Annotated in this window: 4 protein-coding genes; all 4 read left to right on the forward strand. The window is 74.8% G+C overall.

The window, feature by feature from the left end; all coding sequences use genetic code 11:
- Nucleotides 1-37: 37 nt before the first annotated feature.
- The 4 genes from ACIQWR_RS20920 to fabD all read left to right on the forward strand — a co-directional run bounded on the left by ACIQWR_RS20920 (nt 38) and on the right by fabD (nt 25,215).
- Nucleotides 38-1,171, forward strand: coding sequence for an OzmP (locus ACIQWR_RS20920; RefSeq protein WP_404011527.1), 1,134 nt, complete (start codon nt 38-40; stop codon nt 1,169-1,171).
- A gap of 65 nt (nt 1,172-1,236) precedes the next feature.
- Nucleotides 1,237-3,882 (forward strand): type I polyketide synthase, encoded by a 2,646-nt coding sequence (locus ACIQWR_RS20925; RefSeq protein ID WP_404011530.1) that lies wholly within the window; start codon nt 1,237-1,239, stop codon nt 3,880-3,882.
- 82 nt (nt 3,883-3,964) lie between these two features.
- Nucleotides 3,965-21,964 (forward strand): amino acid adenylation domain-containing protein, encoded by an 18,000-nt coding sequence (locus ACIQWR_RS20930; RefSeq protein WP_404011532.1) that lies wholly within the window; start codon nt 3,965-3,967, stop codon nt 21,962-21,964.
- Nucleotides 21,961-25,215 (forward strand): ACP S-malonyltransferase, encoded by a 3,255-nt coding sequence (gene fabD / locus ACIQWR_RS20935; protein WP_404011535.1) that lies wholly within the window; start codon nt 21,961-21,963, stop codon nt 25,213-25,215. The genes ACIQWR_RS20930 and fabD overlap by 4 nt, the downstream gene beginning before the upstream one ends.
- The last annotated feature ends 54 nt before the right edge of the window (nt 25,216-25,269 follow it).

Below are 25,269 nucleotides of genomic sequence, written 5' to 3' on the forward strand. Positions count from 1 at the left end.
CGCACCAACCATCCAGTCAGGTAACCCAGGGGGATCCATGTCCGTGTGCACCGTCTGCTCGCTCAAGGCCGACCATCCCGGAGTCGTCCTCGACGACAAGGGCGTCTGCAACCTGTGCACGATGGACTTCGCCGAGGGCCTGCTGGAGAACTACCGCTACACCAGCAAGGTGTTCACCGAGTTCCAGCAGGCCCCGCAGGCCACCGGCGAGTACGACTGCCTCTTCATGTACAGCGGCGGCAAGGACAGCACGTACATGCTGGACAAGTTCGTCAACGAGTACGGCAAGCGGGTCCTGGCCTTCACCTTCGACGTGCCGTTCGAGAGCGTGCACGCGGCGCAGAACATCGCGCTGGCGAAGGAGAAGATCCCGGCGACCTTCGTGCTCGACGCCGACGACGACAACATCAAGCTGATGATGCGCGAGGTGTTCACCCGCAAGGCGCCCAAGAAGCCCGGCAAGTACCTCGACGAGAAGCTGCCCTGCGTCTCCTGCCGCACCTTCTTCGTGCTGCGGGCGATCCTGATGGCCTACCGGCAGAAGATCCCGTACATCGCGCTGTGCGCCGACCCGCAGCAGATCCTGACCATGGAGTCCAACGTCCGCGAGGTCGTGCGCGACTTCTACAAGACCTTCGGCGAGCGGCTGGCCGACACCCTGTTCGGCGGGGAGCTGGAGGCGCTCCTGTTCGACGAGGACGAGAACCTTCCGAAGATCGTCTTCCCGTTCATCGCGACCCGGCACGAGTACGACCCCGACCGGATCGTCGAGGAGCTCCGCGCGAAGGGCCTCTACCAGTCCTCGCCGCTGGAGACCCACTGCACGCTCTTCCCGCTGCTGAACTACTACTCGTTCAAGAACTTCGACTGCATGTTCTACAAGCTGAACGCGGCCAGTCACGTGCGGTCGGTCCAGCGCAACGCCGACTACGACCGCAACACCTTCAGCATCAAGTTCCCCCGCTCCCTCGACCTGCCCGTGGTGGAGGAACGGCTCGGCAAGGTGGTCCTCGCGATCGCCGCCGGCGAAGGCGTCCGGGAGGACCACGAAGCGGAGCTGGTGGACCTGTTCCAGCGCATGGACGCCACTGAGGACGCCGCCCGCTTCGTGGCGGCCAGCTTCCTGGACATGCGCACGGTCGCCGCCGATCTCGGTATCCCGCTGGGCTGACGCCCGCGGCCCCGGCCCCGGCCGACCTCCACCCAGCTTCGAGAACCCGACGAGGGAGACCCACCATGACCGTTTCCGCATCAGCCTCCGCTTCAGATTCCGCATCGGACTCCGTATCGGACTCCGACATCGCGATCATCGGCATCGCCTGCCGCTTCCCCGGCGCGGACTCCGCCGACAAGTTCTGGGACGTGCTGCGCGAAGGGCGCGAGACGCTCACCCGGTACACCGACGAGGAACTCCTGGCCGCCGGCGTGCCCGCGGACCGCCTCGCCGACCCGCGCTACGTCAAGGCCGCGCAGACCATCCCGGACACGGACCTGTTCGACTCCGAGCTGTTCCAGTTCACCCACGACGAGGCCGAGATCCTCGACCCGCAGCACCGGATCTTCCTGGAGTGCGCCCACGAGGCGCTGGAGCGGGCCGGATACGACCCCCAGCGCACCGACGGCCGCATCGGCGTCTACGGCGGCGCCGGCATGAACACCTACCTGCTGCACAACCTCGGCGAGCGCTACCGCGCGGCCGGCTCGGTCGACCACTACCGGCTGATGCTCGCCAACGACAAGGACTTCCTGGCCACCCGCACCGCGTACAAGCTCGACCTGCGCGGCCCGGCCATCAGCATCAACACCGCCTGCTCCACGGCGCTCGTCGCCGTGCACACCGCCTGCCTCGCGCTGATCGGCGGCGAGTGCGACGTGGCCCTGGCCGGCGCCGTCCACCTCGGCCCGAAGGACCAGGGCTACCAGTACCAGGAGGGAATGATCTTCTCTCCGGACGGGCACTGCCGCGCCTTCGACGCCGAGGCCCAGGGCACCGTCATCGGCAGCGGCGCGGGCATGGTCGTCCTCAAGCGGCTCTCCGACGCGCTCGCCGACGGCGACTGGATCCACGCCGTGGTCAAGGGCTCCGCCGTCAACAACGACGGTTCCAACAAGACCGGTTACACCGCCCCGAGCATCGCCGGACAGGCCGAGGTCATCGCCGACGCCCAGGAGGTCGCGGGCATCGCCCCCGACACCATCGGCTACGTCGAGGCCCACGGCACCGGCACCCCGCTCGGCGACCCCATCGAGGTCGCCGCCCTCACCCGGGCGTTCCGCCAGGGCACCGAGCGGGTCGGCTTCTGCGCCCTCGGCTCGGTCAAGACCAACATCGGCCACCTGGACACCGCCGCCGGCATGGCCGGTCTGATCAAGACCGCGCTGATGCTGGAGAACGCCACCCTGGTGCCCAGCCTGCACTACACCCGGCCGAACCCCGAGATCGACTTCGAGACCGGCCCGTTCTACGTGAACACCGAGACCACCAAGTGGCCGCAGGGCGAGGGCCTGCGCCGGGCCGGGGTCAGCTCCTTCGGCATCGGCGGCACCAACGCGCACGTCATCCTGGAGGAGCCGCCGGCCCGGGCCGCCGCCCCGCGCGGCCGGGACCGCGAACTCCTCGTGCTCTCCGCGCGCTCCGAGGCCGCCCTCCAGCAGTCCGGCGCGGCCCTGGCCCGCCACCTCAAGCAGCGGCCCGACGTCGACATCGCCGCCGTGGCGCAGACCCTCTCGCTGGGCCGCCGCGGCCACGGCCACCGCCTCGCGCTGGTCGCCAAGAGCACCCGCGACGCCGCCATGGCCCTCGCCCTCGGCGACGCGGACCGCCTGCACCAGGGCGCGCCGAACGGTGAACCGACCGCCCCCGTCCTGGTCCTGGACGGCTCCGGCGCCGACGCCGCCGACCGCGCCGAACTGTACGACGCGGTGCCCGCCTACCAGGACGCCGTGGACGCCTGCACCCGCGCCGGAGCGGGCGAGGCCCACCAGGACTTCGTCCACGGCTACGCCCTCGCCTCCACCCTGCTGGCCTGGGGCATCGAGCCGGCCGGTCTGGCGGTCACCGGCGCGGGGGCCGCCGTAGCCGCGGCCCTGGCCGGCGCCCTCCCGCTCGAAGCGGCCCTGGCCCTGGCCGAGGGCCGCACACCGGGGGAGTGGCGGGCGCCGGGCCTGCCCGTGCTCTCCCCGCGCACCGGCGCCTGGATGACCGAGGAGGACAGCCGCACCGCGCACACTTGGACCGGCGCCGGCGACCTGTCCGGCCTCGACGCCCAGCTCACCGGCACCGGGCGCTGCGCCTTCCCGCTGGCACCGCAGGACGACGAGCCCGCGGGCCTGGCCCACCTCCTGGGCCTGGCCGCCCGCCTGTGGACGCTCGGCGCCGATCTCGACTTCGACGCCGTCAACGGCGGCGCCGACACCCGCCGGGTGCCGCTGCCCACCCACCGCTTCGAGCGGCGCCGGCACTGGGCCGTGCCCGGCGCCCACGCGGCCACCGCCGCCGAGCCGCAGGACACCGACCGCCTGATCGGCCGGTTCGACGCCCAGGACCCGGAGCACAACCGCCACCTGGTCACCGACTACCTGGTCGAGGAGATCGGCAAGGTGCTCGGCGGTCGCCACCTCGCCGCCCTGGACACCAGCCTCTTCGACCTCGGCCTCGACTCCCTGGTGCTGATCGAGATCGTCGCCAAGCTCACCGAGGAGCTGGACTTCGCGGTCCCCGCCACCTCCTTCGTCGAGTTCCCGACCATCCGCGCCTTCGTCGACAACCTGGCCGAGCTGATGGGCTTCGGCGCGGCGCCGAGCGCCGCCGCGCCCGCCGGTGACGGCCGCACCTCGCGGCGCGCCCAGCGCGCCGCGGCCGCCCAGGGCCCCGCCGCCTGACCCGCCGCGTGCCCGTGGCCCCACCCGCCGGACCGCCCGCCCCCGCGACCGGCACCCCAGACCTTGTGAGAAGAGAGAGACTGTGAACGACAAGCGCAAGCTGCTGCTGAGCCTGCTGAAGCAGGCTTCCGCCCCGGCGGCGCCGAGCGAGGGCGTGGCGATCATCGGTGTCGCCGGCCGCTACCCGCTGGCCGAGACGGCCGGTGAGCTGTGGGACAACCTGGCCTCGGGCAAGCACTGCATCCGAGAGGTGCCGGCGGACCGTTGGGACGCCGACGCGCACTACGACCCCGCCGGCACCCGCGCCGGATACAGCAAGTGGGCCGGATTCATCGACGACGTCGACAAGTTCGACCCGCTGTTCTTCCAGATCTCCCCCGCGGACGCGGAGGCGATGGACCCCCAGGAACGACTGTTCCTGCAGACCGCCGCGGCCACGCTGGACGACGCCGGCTACCCGGCCGCGCGGCTCGCGGCCCAGGGCCGGGTCGGCGTGTTCGTCGGCGTCATGAACAACAACTACGAGTGGATGGGCGGCGAGGCCACCGCGCTCGGCGTGCAGACCGACGCCCACTCCAACCACTGGTCCATCGCCAACCGGGTCTCCTACACCTTCGACTTCACCGGGCCCAGCCTCGCGGTGGACACCGCCTGCTCCGCCTCGCTCACCGCCGTCCACCTGGCCTGCGAGAGCCTGCGCAGCGGCGAGTGCGCCTCCGCCGTCGCGGGCGGCGTCAACCTCGTCCTGCACCCCATGCACCTGCGCACCCTGGCGCAGCGCGGCATGATCTCGCACGACGACCGGCTCAAGAGCTTCGGCGAGGGCGCCGACGGGTTCGTCGACGGCGAGGGCGTCGGCGCGGTCCTGCTCAAGCCGCTGTCCGCGGCGATCGCCGACGGGGACCGGATCCTCGGCGTGATCACCGGCTCCAGCATCAACGCGGGTGGCAAGACCGGCGGTTACACCGTGCCCAGCTCCGCCGCCCAGAGCGAGGTGATCCGCTCCGCCCTGGGCCGCGCCGGAGCCGCCCCCGAGAGCATCGGGTACGTCGAGGCCCACGGCACCGGCACCCCGCTCGGCGACCCCATCGAGATCGCCGGCCTGACCGAGGCGTTCGGCGGCCGCATCACCCCCGCACAGCGCGCCGAGCGGCCCACCGTCGCGGTCGGCTCGATCAAGTCCAACATCGGCCACCTGGAATCGGCGGCCGGCATCGCGGGCCTGACCAAGGTGCTCCTCCAGCTCCGCCACCGCGCGCTCGTGCCCTCGCTGAACTCGGCCCGCCTCAACCCCGAGATCGACTTCACCACCACCCCCTTCGAGGTGCAGCAGACCCTGCGCCCGTGGACCCGACAGCCCACCGACGACGCGGCCGACGCGGCCGACACGGCCGCCGGCGCGCCGCTGCGCGCCCTCGTCAGCTCCTTCGGCGGCGGCGGCGCCAACGCCTGCGTGGTCGTGGAGGAGTACCGGTCCGCGGTGGAGCCGTCCGCGGCCCACGAGGGCGACACCGAGCAGCTGTTGGTGCTCTCCGCCAAGAGCGAGGACCGGCTGCGCGCGGCCGCCACGGACCTCGCCGTCTTCCTGCGCCGCGGCCGGGGCGAGGATTCCCGGAACCAGCGGCCGGAGCCGGACACCCTGGCCGCGGCCCAGCGCCTGAGCCTGGAACTGGCCGCCGAGACCCTCGGCGTGGACGCCGACTACCTGGACCTGGCGACCGAACTCACCGAGTGCGGCTTCGGCGTGGCCGAACGCGCCCGCTACCAGGCGCTGCTGGCCGACGCGGCCACCGCCGCGCTGCCCGCGGACACCACCGCCGCGGACACCATCGGAGCCGTCGCCCGGACCGTCGCCGCGGCCCTGGCCGCCGCCCGCCCCCGCCCGCTGGACGGCGCCGCCCTCCGGCTCGCCGACGTCGCCCACACCCTGCAGTCCGGGCGCACCGCCCACGAGTTCCGACTCGCCCTGCCCGCCGCGTCCCCGGCCGACGCGGCCCGCCTGCTGGAGGCCTGGGTCGCGGGGGAGGACGAGGCCCGGACCGTCACCGGTCGCGCCGCCCGCGCCCGGGTGGAGCTCACCGCCGACGCTGCCGCCGACCTCGAAGGGGCCCTGGAGCGCCGCGACCTGTCCGGCGTCGCCGCCGCCTGGGTCACCGGAGCCCTGGTCGACTGGACGCGGACCACCCCGTCCGCCGCCCGCCGCATCGAGCTGCCGACGTACCCCTTCGCCCGCCGCCGCTACTGGATCCCGCGGCCCCCGGCCCCCGTGGCCGTCGCCGCGCCCGCCGAGCGCCAGGACACCGGCGAAGCAGCGGTCACCGACGGCGCGCCGGAGTTCTTCCGCCCCCTGTGGGTCCGCACCCAGGCGCCCACCGAAGGCGCCGCCCCCGCGCCGCGGCGCATCACCGCCCTGGTCACCGAGGCCTCCCGCTGGCTGGGCGAGGCCCTCGCCGCCCGCCACACCGGCTCCGTGGACCTCGTACGCATCGACGAGCACCCCCGGCACGCGGCCGCCCCGTGGCTCGCCCGCACCGCCGACGCCGACCTGGTCGTCCACCTCGGCGCCGTCGGCACCCGGATCGCCGACGGTACGGGCGCCCCCGCGCTCGCCGCCGAACAGCTCCGGGACGGTTCGCTGTCCCTGTTCCACCTGCTGCGCTCCACCGCCGCGGACCGCGTCCTCGTCGTCACCAGCGACGTCCACGCGGTGGCCGGCAGCGCCTCGGAGAACCCCTTCGCCGCCGGGCTGCACGGCCTGCTCCAGGTCGCCCCCAAGGAACGGCCCGAACTCCGCGCGGCGGCCGTCGACTTCGCCACCGGCGACTTCACCGGCGAGGCCGGCGCGCGCGCCCTGGCCGACCTCCTCCTCGCCGAGCCCCTCGACACCACCGGGCGCACCACCGTCCTGCGCGCGGGCATCCGCTACGAACGCCGCCTGGGCCGCGTCGCCCTGCCCGCCACCGTGACCGACGACCGACCCGTCTACCGCGACGGCGGCGTCTACCTGCTGATCGGCGGCACCGGCGGCATCGCCCGCGAGCTCAGCGTCGACCTGGCCCGACGCCACCGCGCCCGTCTGGTCTGGTTCAGCCGCGGCGAGCTCGGAGCCGAGCAGCGGGCCGCGGTCGAGGAGATCCGCGCCCACGGCGGCGACGTGGCCCACGTACGCGGCGACGCCTGCTCCACCGAGGACCTGGCCGCCGCCGTGGCCGAGGCCCACCGCCTCTTCGGCGCCCTGAACGGCGTCTTCCACGCGGCGATGGTCTTCGACAACCACCTCCTGGCCGACCTCGACGAGGCCGCCTTCACCGCGGCCACCCGGGTCAAGACCGAGGGCGCGGCCGCCCTCGCCGAGGTCGTCGCGGGCGAGCGGCTCGACTTCCTCGCCTACTTCTCCTCCGCCGGCTCCTTCGGTCGGTTCGCCGGCAACGGCGCCTACATCTGCGCCTCCGCCACCGAGGACGCCTACGCCCTCTTCCTCCGCGCCCGCCTGGACTTCCCGGTCACCGTCGTCAACCAGGGCTACTGGCACCAGGTCGGCTCCGGGGCCCAGCCCGGCCTCGCCGAGATCTTCCAGGGCCTGGGCATCAGCGGCTTCACCGCCGCCGAAGGCATCACCGCCGTCGAGCGGATCCTGGCCTCCGGCCTGCCCCAGGCCATGCCGATCCGCGCCAACCGCCGCGCCCTGGAAGCCATGGGGCACGACCCGGCCCTCGACGGCGACGCCCTGCCCGGCGGCTACCCGGCCGCCCTCGCGGACCAGGCGTCCCGCCTCGCCGGGGCGGCCGCCACGGACCCCGCCGCCACCCGGGTCCTCGACGGCTACCAGGAGCTGGAGGCGGTCTCCGCCCCCGTGCTGCTCGGCGTCTACCAGCGGATGGGCGTCTTCCACCGCTCCGGCGAACGCCACAGCGCCCTGGAGCTGCGCACCACCCTGCGCATCCAGGACCGGTTCCAGCGGCTGCACGAGGCCCTGCTCAACATCCTCACCGGCGCGGGCCTGCTCACCCGCGACGGCGACCGGGTCACCACCACGGCCGCCGCCGACTCCGTGGACCACGCGGCGCAGGCCCAGAGCTGGGAAGCGGAGTTCGACCGCATCGCCACCGCCTACCCGGACATCGAGCCGACGGTCACCCTCAACCGGCTCTTCCTCCAGGCGTACCCGCAGATCCTGCGCGGCGAGGTCGGCGCCACCGAGATCATGTTCCCCGGCTCCTCCATGCAGCTGGTGCAGAACTTCTACAAGGGCAACCCGCTCACCGACCACTTCAACCTGCTGGTCCGCGAGACCGTCCGGCGCGCCCTGGAGCTGCGGCTGGAGCAGCTCCCGGACGGCGCCTCCTTCGAGGTGGTCGAGCTCGGCGCCGGCACCGGCGCCACCAGCGAACGGGTCCTGCCCGCGCTGGAGGGCCACTCCGGCCGGGTCGGCTACACCTTCACCGACATCTCCCCGAGGTTCCTGGACTACGGCCGGGAGCGCTTCGCCGAGCGCTACCCCTTCGCCCGGTTCCAGATCCTCAACCTGGAGCGCGGGCTGGCCGAGCAGGGCTTCACGCCCGCCGCCGCCGACCTGGTCCTCGCCACCAACGTGGTGCACGCCACCAGCGACCTGCGCTCCACCCTGCGCAAGGCCAAGGCCCTGCTGCGCCCCGGTGGCTGGCTGGTGCTCAACGAGCTGACCTCCGTGCGGCCGCTGCTGACCATCGGCGGCGGCGTCCTGGAGGGCTGGTGGGCCTTCGACGACGGCGAACTGCGCATGCCCGACTCGCCGTTGGCCTCGCCCGAGGGCTGGACCCGGATCCTCCGCGAAGAGGGCTACACCGAGGTCCGCGCGCTCGGCGCCGAGGGAGCCGACCTCGGTCAGACCGTCCTCGTCGCCGAGAGTGACGGCGTCGTCCTCGGCGCGAACCCGGCGCCGCGGGCCGCTCCCGCGGCCACCGACGCGGCAGCCGACGAGGCCGCCTCGGTCCGGGCCGCGGCCGCCAACGCCGCCGACGCCGTCGGCGAGCGCCTGCGCGAACTGGTCGAGCGGGTGCTCAAGCTGGACGAGCGGGTCGACCCCGACCGCCCCCTCGCCGACTACGGCTTCGACTCGCTCAGCGGGATGAAGATCGTCTCCGCGGTGGACGACACCTTCGGCGTCACCGTGCCGCTCGGCGACTTCTTCGAACGCCCGACCCTGCGCGAGCTCGCCGCGCACCTCGCCTCCGGCTGGCTCGCGGACGTCGTCGCCCCGGCCGCCCCGGCCGCCACGCCCGCCCCGGCCCGGTCCGCGCCCGTGGCCCCGCAGGCCCCCGCCGCGCCCGCCGCCCCCGCGCGGCCCGCGGCCGCCCCGGCCGCCGAGCTCGTGCTGCGCCCCCGTACCGACGCCGAGGCGTCCGTCCACCCGCTGTCCGAGGGCCAGCGCGCCCTCTGGGTCATCGAGCGGATCGCCCCCGGCACCTACGCGTACAACCTGCCCCTCGCCCTCTGGCTCGACCGCGACACCGACCTCCTCGCCCTGCGCGTGGCCCTCCAGGACCTCCTGGACCGCCACGAGGAACTGCGCGCCACCGTCCGCGAGGGCGCCGACGGCCCGGCGGCCCACATCGCCACCGAGCCCGAACTCCCCTTCCAGCAGGTGTTCCTCACCACCGTGCACGAGGAAGACCTGCGCGGGCGCATGCGGGCGGAGCTGCGCCGCCCCTTCGACCTCGCCGGGGGCCCGCTGCTGCGCGCCACCCTCTACACCCTCGGGGACGGCCGCCACGCCCTCCTGCTGACCTTCCACCACCTGGTCTTCGACGGGGTCTCCATCGCGCTGCTCCTCGCCGAACTGGAGCGCGGCTACCGCGCCGTGGCCGACGGCGGCCTGCCGCCCACCGACCGCCCCGCCCGCAGCTACGCCGACTTCACCACCTGGCAGCGCGACCTGCTCGCCGGCCCCGAGGGCCGTCGGCTGCGCGACTACTGGACGCAGCGCCTCAGCGGCCGCCAGACCACCGTGCCGCTGCCGCTGGACCGCCCCCGCCCCGCCGTACCCGGCTACCGCGGCGCCAGCATCGACGGCGCCGTCCCCGGCCCGGTCACGGAGCGGGCCCGCGCCCTGGCCTCCGCCGAAGGCACCTCGCTGTTCGGCGTCATGCTCTCCGGCTGGTTCGCCCTGCTGCACCGCTACGCCGACCAGGCGGACATCGCGGTGGGCACCCCCACCGCCGGCCGCCCGGCCAGCGGCTACGACGACGTGTTCGGCTACTTCATGAACATGGTCGTCCTCGCCGAACGGGTCGACGGCCAGGAGGCGTTCCGCGCCCTGGTCCGCCGCACCCACGCCACCGTCCTGGGCGCCCTGGAGCACAGCGCCTACCCGCTGCTCACCCTCGCCGAGGACCTGCGCCGCCTGGACCCGGCCGCACCCTCCGCCCCCTTCAACACCGCCTTCTACTTCCAGAACTGGGCGCGCGCCGCCCGCCACGACGGCCTCGTCCTCGGCCCCGTCGAAGGAGTCCACCAGGAAGGCGAGTTCGACCTCACCCTGGAGCTCGTCGAGCAGGCCGAAGGCTGCCGCTGGACCCTCAAGTACGACCCCGACCTCTTCGACGCGGACACCGTGGAGCGCCTCGGCGCCCACTTCACCACCCTCCTCGCCGCGGCCGTCGGGGCCCCCGACACCGCCGTCGGCGCGCTCGACCTGCTCACCGGCGAGGAGCGGACCCGGCTGGCCCCGCCGGCCGCCGCCGAGTACCCGGCCGACACCCTCGTGTGGGAGCTCGTACGCCGGCAGGCCGAAGCCCGCCCGCAGACCGTGGCCGTCCGCCACCGGGGCACCGAGCTGACCTACCGCGAGCTCGCCGAACGCGTCGAGACCCTCGCCGCCCGGCTGCGCGCCGCCGGCGTCGGCCGCGGCCGCACCGTCGGCGTGCTGCTGCCGCGCGACGCGGACCTGCCCGTCGCCCTGCTCGCCGTCCAGGCCGCGGGCGGCAGCTACGTACCGCTCGACCCCGGCTACCCGCGCCAGCGCCTGGCCTACATGGCCGAGGACGCCGGACTCTTCCTGATGCTCACGCACTCCGCGCACCAGGACGCCTACACCGCCGTGCCCCGCCTGCTCACCGACGGCGGCCAGGAGCCGCCCGCCGCCCCCTCGCCCGGCCCCGCCGGACCCGGGGACACCGCGTACGTCATCTACACCTCCGGCTCCACCGGCCGGCCCAAGGGCGTCGCCGTGGCGCACCGCGCCCTGACCAACTTCCTGTGGTCGATGGCCCGCGAACCCGGATTCGGCCCCGGCGACACCCTGCTCGCGCTGACCACCGTCTGCTTCGACATCTCCGGCCTGGAGCTCTACCTGCCCCTGGTCACCGGCGGCACGGTCGAGATCCTCCCCACCGAGGATGCCCGCGACGGACTGCGGCTGCGCCGCGCCGTCGAGACGAGCAGGGCCACCGTCATCCAGGCCACCCCGGCCACCTGGAGCATGCTGCTGGCCGCCGGCTGGCAGGGCAAGCCCGGCCTGACCGTCCTGTGCGGCGGCGAGGCACTGCCCGCCGACACCGCCCGGGCCCTGCTCGCCGGGAACCACGCGGTGTGGAACCTCTACGGGCCCACCGAGACCACCATCTGGTCCGCGGCGAGCCGCCTCGCCCCCGGCGAGAAGGTCACCATCGGCACCCCGATCGCCAACACCGCCCTGTACGTCCTCGACAGCACCCGCCGCCCCGTCCCCGCGGGCGTGCCCGGCGAGCTGTACATCGGCGGCCACGGCGTGGCCCAGGGCTACCTGGGGCGCCCCGAGCTGACCGCCGAACGCTTCCTGGCCGACCCGTTCGCCACCGCTGCCGACGCCCGCATGTACCGCACCGGCGACCTCGTCCGCCGCCTCCCCGACGGCCGGATCGACTACCTCGGCCGGATCGACTCCCAGATCAAGATCCGCGGATTCCGCGTGGAGCTGGAGGAGATCGAGACCACCCTGCGCGGCCTGCACGGCGTGCGCGAGGCCGTGGTCGTCGCCCGCGGGGAGGGCACCCGGCAGTCGCTGCTGGCCGCCTACGTCCTCGCGGACGGCGCCACCGAACCCACCCGGGAGCGGCTCGCGGCCTGGCTGCCGGACCACATGGTCCCGGACGCGCTGGTCCGGGTCACCGGCTTCCCCCGCACCCTCAACGAGAAGATCGACCGGACCACCCTGGCCGCCCTGCCCGTGGCCGAACTCCGGGCCCGCTTCGGCGCCGCCGGAGCCACGGCCGCCACCGCACCCGAGCGGGAGCGCACCGACGCCGGCGCGCGGCTCCGTACCGAGGCGCTCGTCGCCGAACTGACCACCATGGTCGCGACCCTGGCCGGCCAGCGTCCCGAGGACATCGGCGCGCGGACCCCGCTCGGCGACCTCGGCATGAACTCGGTGAGCTTCACCGCGCTCAGCACCGAACTGCGCAAGGCCTACGACATCGAGGTCTACCCCACGCTGTTCTACCGCCGCGGCACCCTGGTCGCGCTCGCCGACCACCTGTGGGAGCACCACGGCAGGGAACTCACCGCCCACTTCGGCCCGGCCGTGACCGCGCTCCCCGCGGACCGCGACCAGCGCCCCGAGAACGAGGAGGACGCGGAGGACGCCGACGCCCCGGCGACGCGGGGGCAACGCCCCAGCGGCGACATCGCCGTCATCGGCATGGCCGGACGCCTGCCCGGCTCCACCGACCTCAAGGAGTACTGGGACCACCTCGCCGCCGGCGACGACCTGGTGACGGAGATCCCCGCCGACCGCTGGGACTGGCGCGAGCAGCCCCGCTCCCGCTCCCGCTGGGGCGGCTTCGCCCCCGACGTCGACCGCTTCGACGCCGCCTTCTTCGGGATCTCCCCGCGCGAGGCGGAGCTGATGGACCCCCAGCAGCGCCTGATGCTGGAAGTGGTCTGGTCGGCCATCGAGGACGCCGGCTACCGACCCTCCGAGCTGGCCGGACGGCGCGTCGGAGTGTTCGTCGCGGTCACCAACTCCGACTACCTCGACGTGCAGCGCGCCGCCGGACGCGGCACCGAGGGCCACACCCTCACCGGCGCCGCCCTGTCCGTCATCCCCAACCGCGTCTCGTACGTCCTGGACCTGCGCGGCCCGTCCGTCGCCGTGGACAGCGCCTGCTCCGGCTCGCTGACCGCCGTCCACCAGGCGAGCGCCGCGCTCCGCGACGGCAGCTGCGACCTGGCCATCGCGGGCGGCGTCAGCCTGATCCTCTCCCCGTCGGTCTACGAGGCGCTCAGCCAGGGCGAGATGCTCAGCCCCGACGGCCGTTGCAAGGCCTTCGACAGCCGCGCCGACGGCTACGTACGGGGCGAGGGCGCCGGCGTCGTGCTGCTCAAGCCGAACGACCGCGCCGAACGCGACGGCGACGCCGTCCACGCCGTCATCAAGGCGGTCGCCGTCAACCACGGCGGCCGGACCACCTCGCTGACCGCCCCCAACCCCGACGCCCAGGCCGACCTGCTGGTCGAGGCCTACCGGGCGGCCGCGGTCGCCCCGGAGACCGTCGGCTACATCGAGGCCCACGGCACCGGCACCGCGCTCGGCGACCCCATCGAGACCGCCGGCCTGTCCACGGCCTTCCGCCGGCTGCGCGCGGAGAACGGCTCCGCCGCCCCGCGGACGCCGATCGCCATCGGCTCGGTGAAGACCAACATCGGCCACCTGGAGGCCGCCGCCGGCATCGCCGGCCTGTTCAAGGTCGCGCTCGGCATGCGGCACGCCACCATCCCCGCCAGCCTGCACTTCCGCGAGCAGAACCCCTACCTGGAACTCGACGGCGGACCCTTCGAGGTCGCCGCCACCGCCCGACCCTGGCCGCGTCACCGCGACGCCGCCGGCGCGCAGCACCCGCGCCGCGGCGGCGTCAGCTCCTTCGGCTTCGGCGGAGCGAACGCGCACATCGTGCTGGAGGAACCGACCATGCCCGACACCCGCGACGAGCAGACCGCCGAGCAGCTGTTCGTGCTGTCCGCCCGGGACGAGCAGGCACTGCGCACCACCGCGCGGCGGCTCGTCGACCACCTCGACGCGCAGGACGTCCCCCCGGGCGACCTGGCCCACACCCTGCAGATCGGCCGCGAGCCGATGGCCCACCGCCTCGCCGTGGTCGCCGTAGGCGCCGCGGGGCTGCGCGCCGAACTCGCCGCCCACCTCGCGGGCCGCCCCTCGGCGGTGCGCACCGGACGGCCCGCGCGCGGCCTGGCGCCGCGCCCGGCAGCCGCCACCACGGACCTCGACACCCTCGCCGGCCACTGGCTGGACGGCGCCGAGGTCGACTGGGCCGCCCTGCACCGGGGCGCCCCGCGCCGCCGCGTGCACCTGCCCGCCTACCCCTTCGCCCGGACCCGGCACTGGGTCACCCCGGCGGCCCCCGCGCCCGTCGCCCCCGCCGCAGCGGCCCCACTTCACCCCGCGCTCCTCGACGCCGAACTCCCCGCACCCGACGGCGCCGGCCGCGTCTTCGCCAAGCACCTCACCGGCCGGGAGTTCTTCCTGCGCGACCACATCGTCGCCGGCGACCCGGTGCTGCCCGGCGTCGCCCATCTGGAGATCGCCCGGCTGGCCGGCGAACTCGCCGCCGACGGCGTCCCGGTGACCGGCATCGACGGCCTGGTGTGGGCCGCCCCCGTCCGGCTGCCCGCCGGCCACGGCGGCCACCGCCTCAGCGTCCGCCTCACCGGCGCCGCCGACCGACCGGCCTCCTTCGAGGTCGCCGGCGAGGGCGACGGCGCCCCCGTCCACGCCGCCGGAACCCTGCGGTTCGGCGACCCCGGCGAGCGCCCCGCCCCCGTCGACCCGGCGGCCGTCCGCGCCCGCTGCCCGCGCGTCCACACCGCCGCCGACTGCTACGAGGGCTTCTCCCGGCTCGGCTTCGACTACGGCCCGGCCTTCCAGGTGATCGAGGAGATCGCCGAGGGCGACGGCGAGGCCCTGGCCGCGCTGCGGCTGCCCGCCGACCGCCACACCGGCCCCGGCGCCTACGCCTTCCACCCGTCGCTGCTCGACGCGGCCCTGCAGACCGCGGGGCGGCTCGCGCCCGGCGCCGCCGACCCCGCGAACCAGGTCCCGTACCTGCCGTTCTCGCTCGGCTCGGTCCGCCGCTACGCCGACCTGCCGGAGCGGGTGTACGCCCACGCCACGGTCTCGGCCCGCCCGGCCCGCCCCGGCACGCTGTGCTTCGACGTCGCCCTGCGGGACGCCGAGGGCCGGGTGGTCGTCGCGATCGACGCCTTCACCCTGCGGGCCGTTCCCGCCGCGGCCCGCCCGGCCGCCTCGACCGCCGCGCCCGGGGCGCTCCCCGGCTCCGACGAGGTCTTCGCCTTCGCCCCCGGCTGGCAGCCCGTCGCCGCCGAAGCCGGCCCGCTCGACACGGCCGTACTGGTCCTCGGCCCCACCGCCGGGTCCGCGGCGATCACCGCGGCCCTCACCGCCGCCGGCGCGAGCACGGTCGTCCACACCGCCGAGGCCCCCGACGCCTCCGAGGCCGCCTTCGACGCCGAGGCGGCGGTCGCGTCCGTCGCGTCCGGATCCGCCACCGTGGTGCACCTGTCCGGCCCCGACACCGACACCGCGGCGGCCGTCGAGCACGGTTTCCACACCGCCGGCGCCTTCCTGCGGGCCTGGCAGCGGGCCCGCCGCGGAGCCCTGCGCTACCTGTACGTCCACTCCGAGCCCGCTGCCTCCCCGGCCCACCCGGCCATGGCCGCCTTCGCCCGCTCGGTGCGCCTGGAACACCCCGCCGTCGACTTCACCGTGCTCGCCGTCGCCGCGGACCGCACCCTCGCCGACGCCGTCACCGCCGAACTCGCCGGATCCGGCGGGGTCGAGACCCGCGCCGACCGCACCGGCCGCTCCCGCCGCAGCTGGCACCGCGCGATCCTGCCCGCCACCGCCCCGTCGCCCTTCACCGGCCCCGGCGCGCACATCGTGACCGGCGGTACGGGCGCCCTCGGCCTGCTCCTCGCCGAGCACATCGCCGCCGCCCGCACGCAGGCCGGGACCCGCGCCGGAGGCATCGTGCTCGCCTCCCGCACGGCCCCCGGCCCCGAGGCCCTCGCCCGGATCGACGCCATCGGCGCCCGCGTGGTGCGGGCCGACGTGTCCGACCCGGACGGTGTGCGGCTGCTCATCGAGGAGGCCCGCCGCGCCCACGGTTCGATCGCCGGCGTCCTGCATGCCGCCGGCGTCCTGCGCGACGGCCTGCTCGCCCGCAAGGAGCGGGCCGACGCCGAGGCCGTCCTCGCCGCCAAGGTGCACGGCACCGTCCTGCTCGACGAGGCCACCCGTGAGGACCGCCTCGACTACTTCGTGACGTTCTCCTCGGCCGCCGCCGCCTTCGGCAACACCGGCCAGACCGACTACGCCTTCGCCAACGCCTTCCTCGACCACTTCGCCGAGGAGCGCGAGCACCGGCGCCTGGCCGGCGCCCGGCACGGCCGCACCCTCGCCGCCGCCTGGCCGGTGTGGGCCGACGGCGGCATGCGGATCGACGCCGCCGCCGAGGAGTTCATGGACCGGGTCCTCGGCATGCGCCCGCTGCGCACCGGCGCCGCCCTCGACGCCCTGGACCGCGCCCTGGCCACCACCGCACCCCGGCTGCTCCTCGCCCCCGGCGACCCCGACCGCATCCTGGCCGCCCTCGACGGCGGGCGCGCCCCCGCGGCCCCGGTGACCGCGTCGGCCACCGCGACCGCCCCGGCGGCCGACGCGGACGTGCAGGGCCGCGCCGAGGCGCTGGTCCTGCGGTTGCTCGCCGAGGAGGTCAAGCTCCCCGAGAGCGAGATCTCCCTCACCGAGTCCTTCGACCAGTACGGGCTGGACTCCCTCATCTCCATGAGCATGGTCCGCCGGCTGGAGGAGCTCTTCGGCCCGCTGCCCAAGACCCTGCTCTTCGAGCACGTGACGGTCCGCGAACTGGCCGGGTACCTGAGCGCCGAACACCCGGACGCGCTGACCGGTCTCGCGACCGCGACGGTGACCGAGACCGTCCCGGCCCCGCCGGCCCCCGCACCGACCCCCGAGGTCGTCCCCGTGACCACCGCTTCCGTGACCGCCGCCCCCGACCGCGCCCCCACCCACGGCGAAGACATCGAGATCGCCGTCATCGGCGTCGCGGGCCGGTACCCGCAGGCCGACGACGTGGACGAGTTCTGGCGCAACCTGCGGGCCGCCCGGGACAGCGTCGAGGAGGTACCCGCCGACCGCTGGGACCACGACACCTTCTACAACGCCGACAAGTCCGCCCCCGGCAAGACCTACGGGAAGTGGGGCGGCTTCGTCCGCGACGCCGACCGCTTCGACCCGTTGTTCTTCCGCATGTCCCAGATCGAGGCCGAGCACACCGACCCCCAGGAGCGCGTCTTCCTGGAGACCGTCTGGCACCTCATGGAGGACGCCGGCTACACCCGCGCGCAGCTCCGCGGCGCCCGTACCGGCGTGTTCGTCGGCATGATGTACGGTCACTACCAGCTGTACGGCGTCCAGGAAGCCCTGGAGGGCAAGGGCTTCGCCCCCTCCTCCTCCTACGCCTCGGTCGCCAACCGGGTCTCGTACTTCTTCGACTTCACCGGACCCAGCGTCGCCCTGGACACGATGTGCTCCTCCTCGCTGGTCACCATCCACCAGGCCTGCCTGGCCATCCGCAACGGTGACTGCGACGTCGCCGTCGCCGGCGGCGTCAACATCTCCAGCCACCCCGTGAAGTTCCTCCAGCTCGCCCAGCGCAGCTTCCTCGCCGCGGACGGCCGCTGCCGCAGCTTCGGCGAAGGCGGCACCGGCTACGTGCCCGCCGAGGGCTCCGGCGCCGTCCTGCTCAAGCGACTGGACGCCGCCCTCGCCGACGGCGACCGCATCCTCGCGGTCGTCAAGTCGTCCGCCGTCAACCACGGCGGCGCCGGCTCCGGCTACAGCGTCCCCAACCCCAAGGCCCAGGGCGACCTGGTCCGCCGCGCCCTGGAGCGGGCCGGGCTGCGCCCCGCCGACCTCGACTACCTGGAGGCCCACGGCACCGGCACCGCCCTCGGCGACCCGGTGGAGGTCACCGGCATGCTCCGCGCCTTCCAGGGCGACACGCCCGAGCGGCTGCCGATCGGTTCCGTGAAGTCGAACATCGGGCACGCCGAGTCCGCCGCCGGCATCGCCGCCATCACCAAGGTGCTGCTCCAGATGCGGCACGGCGAACTCGCCGCCTCGCTGCACGCCGACCGCCTCAACCCCAACATCGACTTCTCCGCCGGCCCGTTCGAGGTCCAGCGGGAACGCGCCCCCTGGCCGCGCCGCGTCCTCGACGACGGCACCGTCAAGCCGCGCACCGCCGGCGTGAGCTCCTTCGGCGCGGGCGGCACCAACGCGCACATCATCCTCCAGGAGTACGTCGGCGACCCGGCGGCGCCGACCCGCACCCCGGCGGTCGGACCGCAGCTGGCCGTGCTGTCCGCCCGCGACGCCGACCGGCTCACCGCCCAGGCCCGCCGACTGGCCGCGCACCTGCGCGACGAGGCCGTGGACGCGACCCCCGACGAGATCGCCTGGACCCTGCAGTCCGGACGCGAGGCCATGGAACACCGGCTCGCCGTCCTCTTCCACGCCCCGGCCGAACTCGCCGCCCGCCTGGAGGAACTGGCCGCCGGCCACGCCCCGGCCGGTACCTGGCGCGCGGTCGTCAACCTGCGCAAGCCCGTAGCGGGCGGCCCGGTCGACGACAGCCCCGCGGCCCTCGCCGAGGCGTGGACCGCCGGCCGCCAGGTCGACTTCGCCGTCCTGCACCCGGCGGGCCGGCCCGCCCGCACGGCCCTGCCCGGCTACCCCTTCGGCGGGGACCGGGTCCGGCTCGCCGCCGCGGACGCCCAACTCGCCGCCCTGAACCGGGCGGCCGCCCCCGCCGGCGAACTGCTCACCCGGCACTGGGTCCCGGCCGGGGCGGTCGTACGCGGCGCCCTGCCCGCCCGTACCGCCGTACTGGCCGCACCGGGCACCGAGGCCCTCGCCGCCCGGCTGGCCGCGCACCTGCCCGCCGCCGAGGTACTGGACGCGGAGCGGATCGCCGCCGACCTCGCGGACCCCACCACCGCGTGGAACCGCTACGACGCCGTGGTCGACCTCGCGGGCTGCGCCGACCCGGCCCGCCCCGCGGCGCACCACCTGCTGGCCGGCTGGCTGCACTGGATGCGACAGCTCGTCGACAGCCGCCACGAACTGACCGCCCTGCTGATCACCCGCGACGGCGCTGCGGGCGGCGCAGCCCGCACCGGGCTCTACCGGATGCTCCAGAGCGAGTACCGCCACCTGCGCTCGCGCCACGTCGACGCCGGCCACGGCGTCCTCGACGACCAGCTGTGCCTGCGCGTCGCCGACGAACTCGCCGCGGGCGACGACCCGTACGAGATCGCCTACCGCGACGGCGCGCGCCACCGGGCGGAGCTGCGCGCCCTGCCGCAGGCCCCGACCGGCCGCACCGCCTTCCCGGCCGACCACGTCCTGTGGGTCACCGGAGGCACCCGCGGCCTCGGCCTGCTGAGCGCCCGCCACTTCGTCGAGCGCCACGGCGTGCGCAAGCTGGTCCTCACCGGCCGCGAGGAACTCCCGCCGCGCACCGCATGGGCCGCGCACATCGCCGCCGGCACCGCCCTGGGCGAGAAGCTGCGCCCGCTCGCCGAACTGGTCGCGCGCGGTGTCGAGCTGGAGGTCCTCGCCGTACCGCTGGAGGAGACGGAGGCCCTGGCCAAGAGCCTCGCCGACATCCGGCTCCGGATGGGACCGGCCGGCGGAGTGATCCACAGCGCGGGCTTCACCGACTTCGAGAACCCCGCCTTCGTCCGCAAGACGCAGGCGGGCATCGACCGGGTCGTCAGCCCGAAGGTCTTCGGCCTCGACTCGCTGATCACCTGCTTCCGCGACGAGCCCCTGAGCCTGTTCGTGCTGTACTCCTCGGTCGCCGCCTCCGTCCCCGCCCTCGCCGTTGGCCAGAGCGACTACGCCCTGGCCAACGCCTACCTGGACGCGGTCGCCGAGGCCCGTCCGTACGGGCTCCCGCTGGTCAGCGTCCAGTGGCCGAGCTGGAAGGACACGGGGATGGGGGAGGCGCGCAGCGCCGCCTACCAGGCCTCCGGGCTGTCCTCGCTGACGGACGAGCAGGGCCTCGCCCTGCTGGACCGGGCCCTGGCGAGCGGTGCCCGGGTGGTCCTGCCCGCGCTGCCGCGCCCGGACGCCGAGTGGCGCCCCGAGCTCCTCACCTCCCGCCGCCTGTCCCCGGCCACGACCCCGGGCGCCCCGGCCGTCCCCGCCGCTCCGGCGGCCGACGACGCGGTGCGGGGCGCGGTCGACGCGGCCTCCTCCTGGCTGCTGGATCGGCTCGCCGCCGAACTCCGCTTCGAGCGGAGCCGGTTGACGGGCGACACCCCCATCCACGACTACGGCACCGACTCGATCATGGTGTCCCAGCTGGTGCAGACCGCCGCCAAGCGACTGGACGTCTCCATCGACCCCTCGGCGCTGCTGGAGCACCCCACTGCCGACGGCTTCGCCGCGTACCTCGCCGACGAGCACCGGGACGCCCTCCTCGCGGCCTTCGCCGCACCCGCCGCGGCCGTCCCCGCCGCCGTCCCGGCATCCACGGCCCGCACGGCAACGGCCTCCGCGCCGACCACACCGACCACGCCGGCCGGCCCGGTCGCCGCGGCCGTCGCACCCGTCACCACCGACATCGCCGTGATCGGCCTCTCCTGCCGCTTCCCCGACGCCCCGTCGGCCGGCGCGTACTGGGACCTGCTGCGCCAGGGCCGCTCGGCCCTGCACCCGATCCCGGACAGCCGGTTCGGCCGTCCCGTCGGCTACCACGCGGGTCTGCTCGACGACGTCCTGCGCTTCGACCCGGAGTCCTTCCTCCTCGCCGAGGCCGACGTCGCGGCCATGGACCCGCAGGCCCTGCTCCTCCTCGAAGAGGTCGACAACGCCCTGCACCACGCCGGCTACCGGCCGGCCGAGCTCAAGGGCCGTCGCATCGGCGTCTACGTCGGCGGCCGCGCCACCCACACTCCCGACACCGAGAGCCTGGCCGGGGCGAAGAACCCGGTCGTGGTCACCGGCCAGAACTACCTGTCCGCGAACGTCTCGCAGTTCTTCGACTTCCGCGGCCCCAGCCTGGTCGTCGACACCGCGTGCTCCTCCGCCCTGGTCGCCATGGACATGGCCGTCCAGGCCCTGCGCTCGGGCGACATCGAGTCCGCCGTGATCGCGGGCGTCAGCCTGCTGGCGGACGACCGGGCCCACCAGGTCTTCGGACAGCGCGGACTGCTCAACCCGGGTTCCGCGTTCCACGTGTTCGACCGCCGGGCCGCGGGCCTGGTCCTCGGCGAGGGCGTCGGCGTCGTCGTCCTCAAGCCGCTGGCGGCCGCGCAGGCCGCCGGGGACCGCGTGGTCGCGGTCATCAAGGGCATCGCGATCAACAACGACGGCCGCACCGCCGGCCCCGCCACCCCGAACCTCCAGGCCCAGAAGGACGTGATGAAGGAGGCGCTCGCGCGCAGCGGCCACCTGCCCCAGGACATCGGCTGGATCGAGGCCAACGGCTCCGGGTCGGCCGTCACCGACCTGCTCGAACTCAAGGCGGTGGAAGGGGTCTACCGGTCCGGCTCCGCCCAGCCGGTGGCGCTCGGTTCCATCAAGCCGAACATCGGCCACCCGCTGGCCGCCGAAGGCATCGCCGCCTTCATCAAGGTGGCCCTGATGCTGCACCACCGCGAGCAGGTCCCCTTCGGCTCCGGTCAGGAGCCGCTGGCCCACTACGACCTGGACGCCTCCCCGCTGTACTTCCCGCGGGAGCCCCGGCCCTGGCCGACCGGCGCCGCCGAACTCGCCGCGGTGAACTGCTTCGCCGACGGCGGCACCAACGCCCACCTGCTGCTCGCCCCGGCGCCGGAGGCGACCTCGACGGTCTCGTCCGTCGTCCGCACCCCGCTGCCGCAGCCGGTCCGCGCCCCCCGGGTCGTGATCCGCGGCCGGGCGACCGCCACCGCGTCCGCGAGCACCGCCCCCGCCCCCGCGCCCGCCGGGAGCATGTTCTGGGACACCTACCGATGAGCGCCCTGATCCCCGCGCCGACCGGGGACCTGCCCGTCGTCTTCATGTTCTCCGGCCAGGGGTCCCAGTACTACGGGATGGGCCGGGAGCTCTTCGAGGCCGACGCGGTGTTCCGCACCGCCCTCCTGCGCCACGACGCGGTGGTCGCCGCCGAGCTGGGCGAATCGGTCATCGCCCGGATGTTCGACCCGGCCCGCCGCAAGAACGACCCGTTCACGGACACCCGGCTCACCCACCCGGCGATCGTCATGACCGAACTCGCCCTCGCGGAGACCCTGCGGGCGGCCGGACTGGAACCGGCCTACCTGCTCGGCTCCAGCCTCGGCGAGTACGCGGCGGCAGCCGTCTCCGGCAGTCTGGACGAGGCGGAGTGCCTGCGGGTGCTGGTGCGACAGGCCTCCGGCCTGCGCACCGGCCCCCGCGGGGGCATGCTCGCCGTGCTCGCCCCCGCCGACGTGCTCGACCGGGTCGCCGCCCTGCGCGAGTGCGAGGTCGCGGCCCGCAACTACCCGGGCCACTTCGTGGTCGCCGCCGACGAGGAAACCCTGGCCCGGGCCGAGCGGGAGCTGCGCGCCGCCGATGTCCTCCACCAGCGGGTCCCCGTCGAGTACGCCTACCACTCGCGGCACATGGAGCCGGTCCTCGCCCAGTGCAACAACGCCTTCGAAGGAGTGGAGTTCGGCCCGCCGGTCATCCCGTGGATCTCCTGCGTGGACGGCCGGTCCGTGGAGCGGCCGACCGCGCACCACTTCTGGCGGGCGGCCCGCCGGCCCATCGAGTTCGAGGAGGCCATGGCCGCCATGCGGGCCCGGGGCGACTTCCTCTACCTCGACCTGGGGCCGTCCGGCACCCTGCACAACTTCGCCCGCAACAACCTGCCGGCAGGGAGCCGCTCCCGGTCCCTGCCTCTGCTCAGCCCCTTCGGGTACGACCCGGAACAGATCTCCCGGGCCCGGACGCTCGCCGCACCGAAGGCGGCCACGGCACCGCTCACACCGCTCACACCGCTCACACCGCACGCACCGCACGCACCGCACGCACCGAAGACACCAAGGAAGGCACACGGTATGAAGGTCTACGGCTTCCCCGGACAGGGCTCCCAGCAGCGGGGCATGGGCAAGGGACTGTTCGAGAAGTTCCCCGAGCAGACCGCGATCGCCGACCGCGTCCTCGGCTACTCCATCGAGGAACTGTGCGTCTCGGACCCCGAGCGCCGCCTCGGCCGCACCGAGTACACCCAGCCCGCCCTCTACACGGTGAGCGCCCTGACCTACCTGGACCACCTCACCCGGGACCCGGAGCCCGCCGACTACCTGATCGGCCACAGCCTGGGCGAGTACGTGGCCCTCTTCGCCTCCGGCGTCTTCGACTTCGAGACCGGGCTGCGCCTGGTGCAGCGCCGCGGAGCCCTGATGGCCGCCGCGGGCGGCGGCTCCATGGCCGCCGTCGTCGGCAGCGACGAGGACGCCGTCACCCGGATCCTCGCCGGATCCGGCCTCGACGGGCTGGACCTGGCCAACCTCAATGCGCTCGACCAGTTCGTCCTGTCCGGTCCCGCCGACGACATCGGCGCCGCCTGCACCGCCTTCGAGGCGGCCGGCGCCCGCGCGGTCCGGCTCAATGTGAGCGCCCCCTTCCACTCCCGCTACATGCGGGGCACCGCCGAGGAGTTCGCGCGCTTCCTCGACGGCTTCGCCTTCGGCCGGCCCACCGTCCCGGTCCTCGCCAACACCGACGCCCAGCCCTACCGGGCCGACACCGCCAAGGCGACCCTCACCGCGCAGATCGCCTCCCCGGTGCGCTGGAGCGAGACGGTCCGCCGCCTGATGGGCCACGGCGACTTCGACTTCACCGAGCTCGGCCCGGGCCACGTCCTCACCCGGCTCGTCACCCGCATCCGCGCCTCGGCCACCCCCCTCCCGGTCCCGACGCACGCCCCGGTCGCGGCCGTCGTCGACGCGGCCCCGGTCCCGGTCCCGGCCCCCGCGCCCCGCGGCATCGAAGCGGACACGCTCGGCTCGGCGACGTTCCGGGCCCGCTACGGACTCCGGCGCGCCTACCTCCTCGGCTCCCTCTACGGCGGCGTCTCCGGCCCCGACATGCTCCGCGCCGCGACCAAGGCCGGGCTCCTCGGCTTCCTCGGCACCGCCGGCCTGAGCCCCACCGAGACCGAGGACCAGCTGCGCACCCTCGCCGCCGACCTGGGCCTCGGCGGCGCGTTCGGCGTCAACCTGCTCTACCGGCACGGCGCCCCGGAGCAGGAGTCCGCGCTCGTCGACCTGTTGCTGCGGCACGGAGTGGACCTCGTCGAGGCCTCCGGCTTCCCGCTGATCACCCCGGCGCTGGTCCGCTTCCGGCTCAAGGGCGGCCGGATCATCGCCAAGGTGTCCCGGACCGACACGGCCGCCGAGTTCCTCGCCCCGCCGCCGCAGGTCCTGGTCGACCGGCTGCTCGCGTCGGGCGAGGTCACCGAGGAGGAGGCCCGGGGGGCCGCCGGCCGGCCCATGGCCGACGACCTGTGCGTCGAGGCCGACGGCGGCTGGCTCAGCAGCACCGCCGACCTGCTGACCCTGCTCCCCGCCGTGCTGCGGCTGCGCGACGAGGTCGCCCTGCCCGGCCACCACGTGCACATCGGCGGCGCGGGCGGCATCGGCACCCCCGAGGCCGCCGCCGCGGCCTTCCTCCTCGGCGCCGACTTCCTGCTGACCGGCTCCGTCAACCAGTGCTCCGTGGAGGCCGCCACCAGCCCCGAGGTCAAGGACATCCTCCAGCAGGCCCGGGAGTTCGACGTGGACACCGCCCCCTGGGGCGAGATGTTCGAACTCGGCGTCCAGGCCCGCTACCTCAAGCGCGGTCTGTTCTTCCCCGCCCGCGCCGCCCGTCTGTACGAGATCTGGCGCCGGCACGGCTCGTTCGCGGAGCTCGACGAGGAGACCCGCGCCCAGGTCCTCGACCGCTTCCTCGGCGGCGCGACCCCGCCGCCCACCACCCCCGGCCCGGACCCGAAGGCCGAGCTCGCCGCCCTGTTCCGCGGCTACTTCGACCGGGGCCTGCGCCTCGCCCTCGCCGGGGACCAGCGCTCCCGGGTCGACTACCTGGTCCACTGCGGCCCGTCCATGGGCGCGTTCAACCAGGTCGTCGCGGGCACGGCGCTGCACCCCTGGAGCGCCCGTACGGTCGAGGCCATCGCCGACACGCTCATGGAAGGCGCGGCGACCCACATCACGGACCGCCTGAACACCTTCCGCTGATCCGGCCCCGCACGCACGACGACGTCGGCCTCCACGACCAGGACCTGGTCGTGG

It is taken from the genome of Streptomyces sp. NPDC098789, assembly GCF_044759975.1.
GTDB lineage: Bacteria > Actinomycetota > Actinomycetes > Streptomycetales > Streptomycetaceae > Streptomyces.

Bases quoted from the DNA above. Each gene is read 5' to 3' on its own strand.
- ACIQWR_RS20925 (WP_404011530.1), top strand. From the start codon at position 1,237: ATGACCGTTTCCGCATCAGCCTCCGCTTCAGATTCCGCATCGGACTCC.
- fabD (WP_404011535.1), top strand. From the start codon at position 21,961: ATGAGCGCCCTGATCCCCGCGCCGACCGGGGACCTGCCCGTCGTCTTC.
- ACIQWR_RS20920 (WP_404011527.1), top strand. From the start codon at position 38: ATGTCCGTGTGCACCGTCTGCTCGCTCAAGGCCGACCATCCCGGAGTC.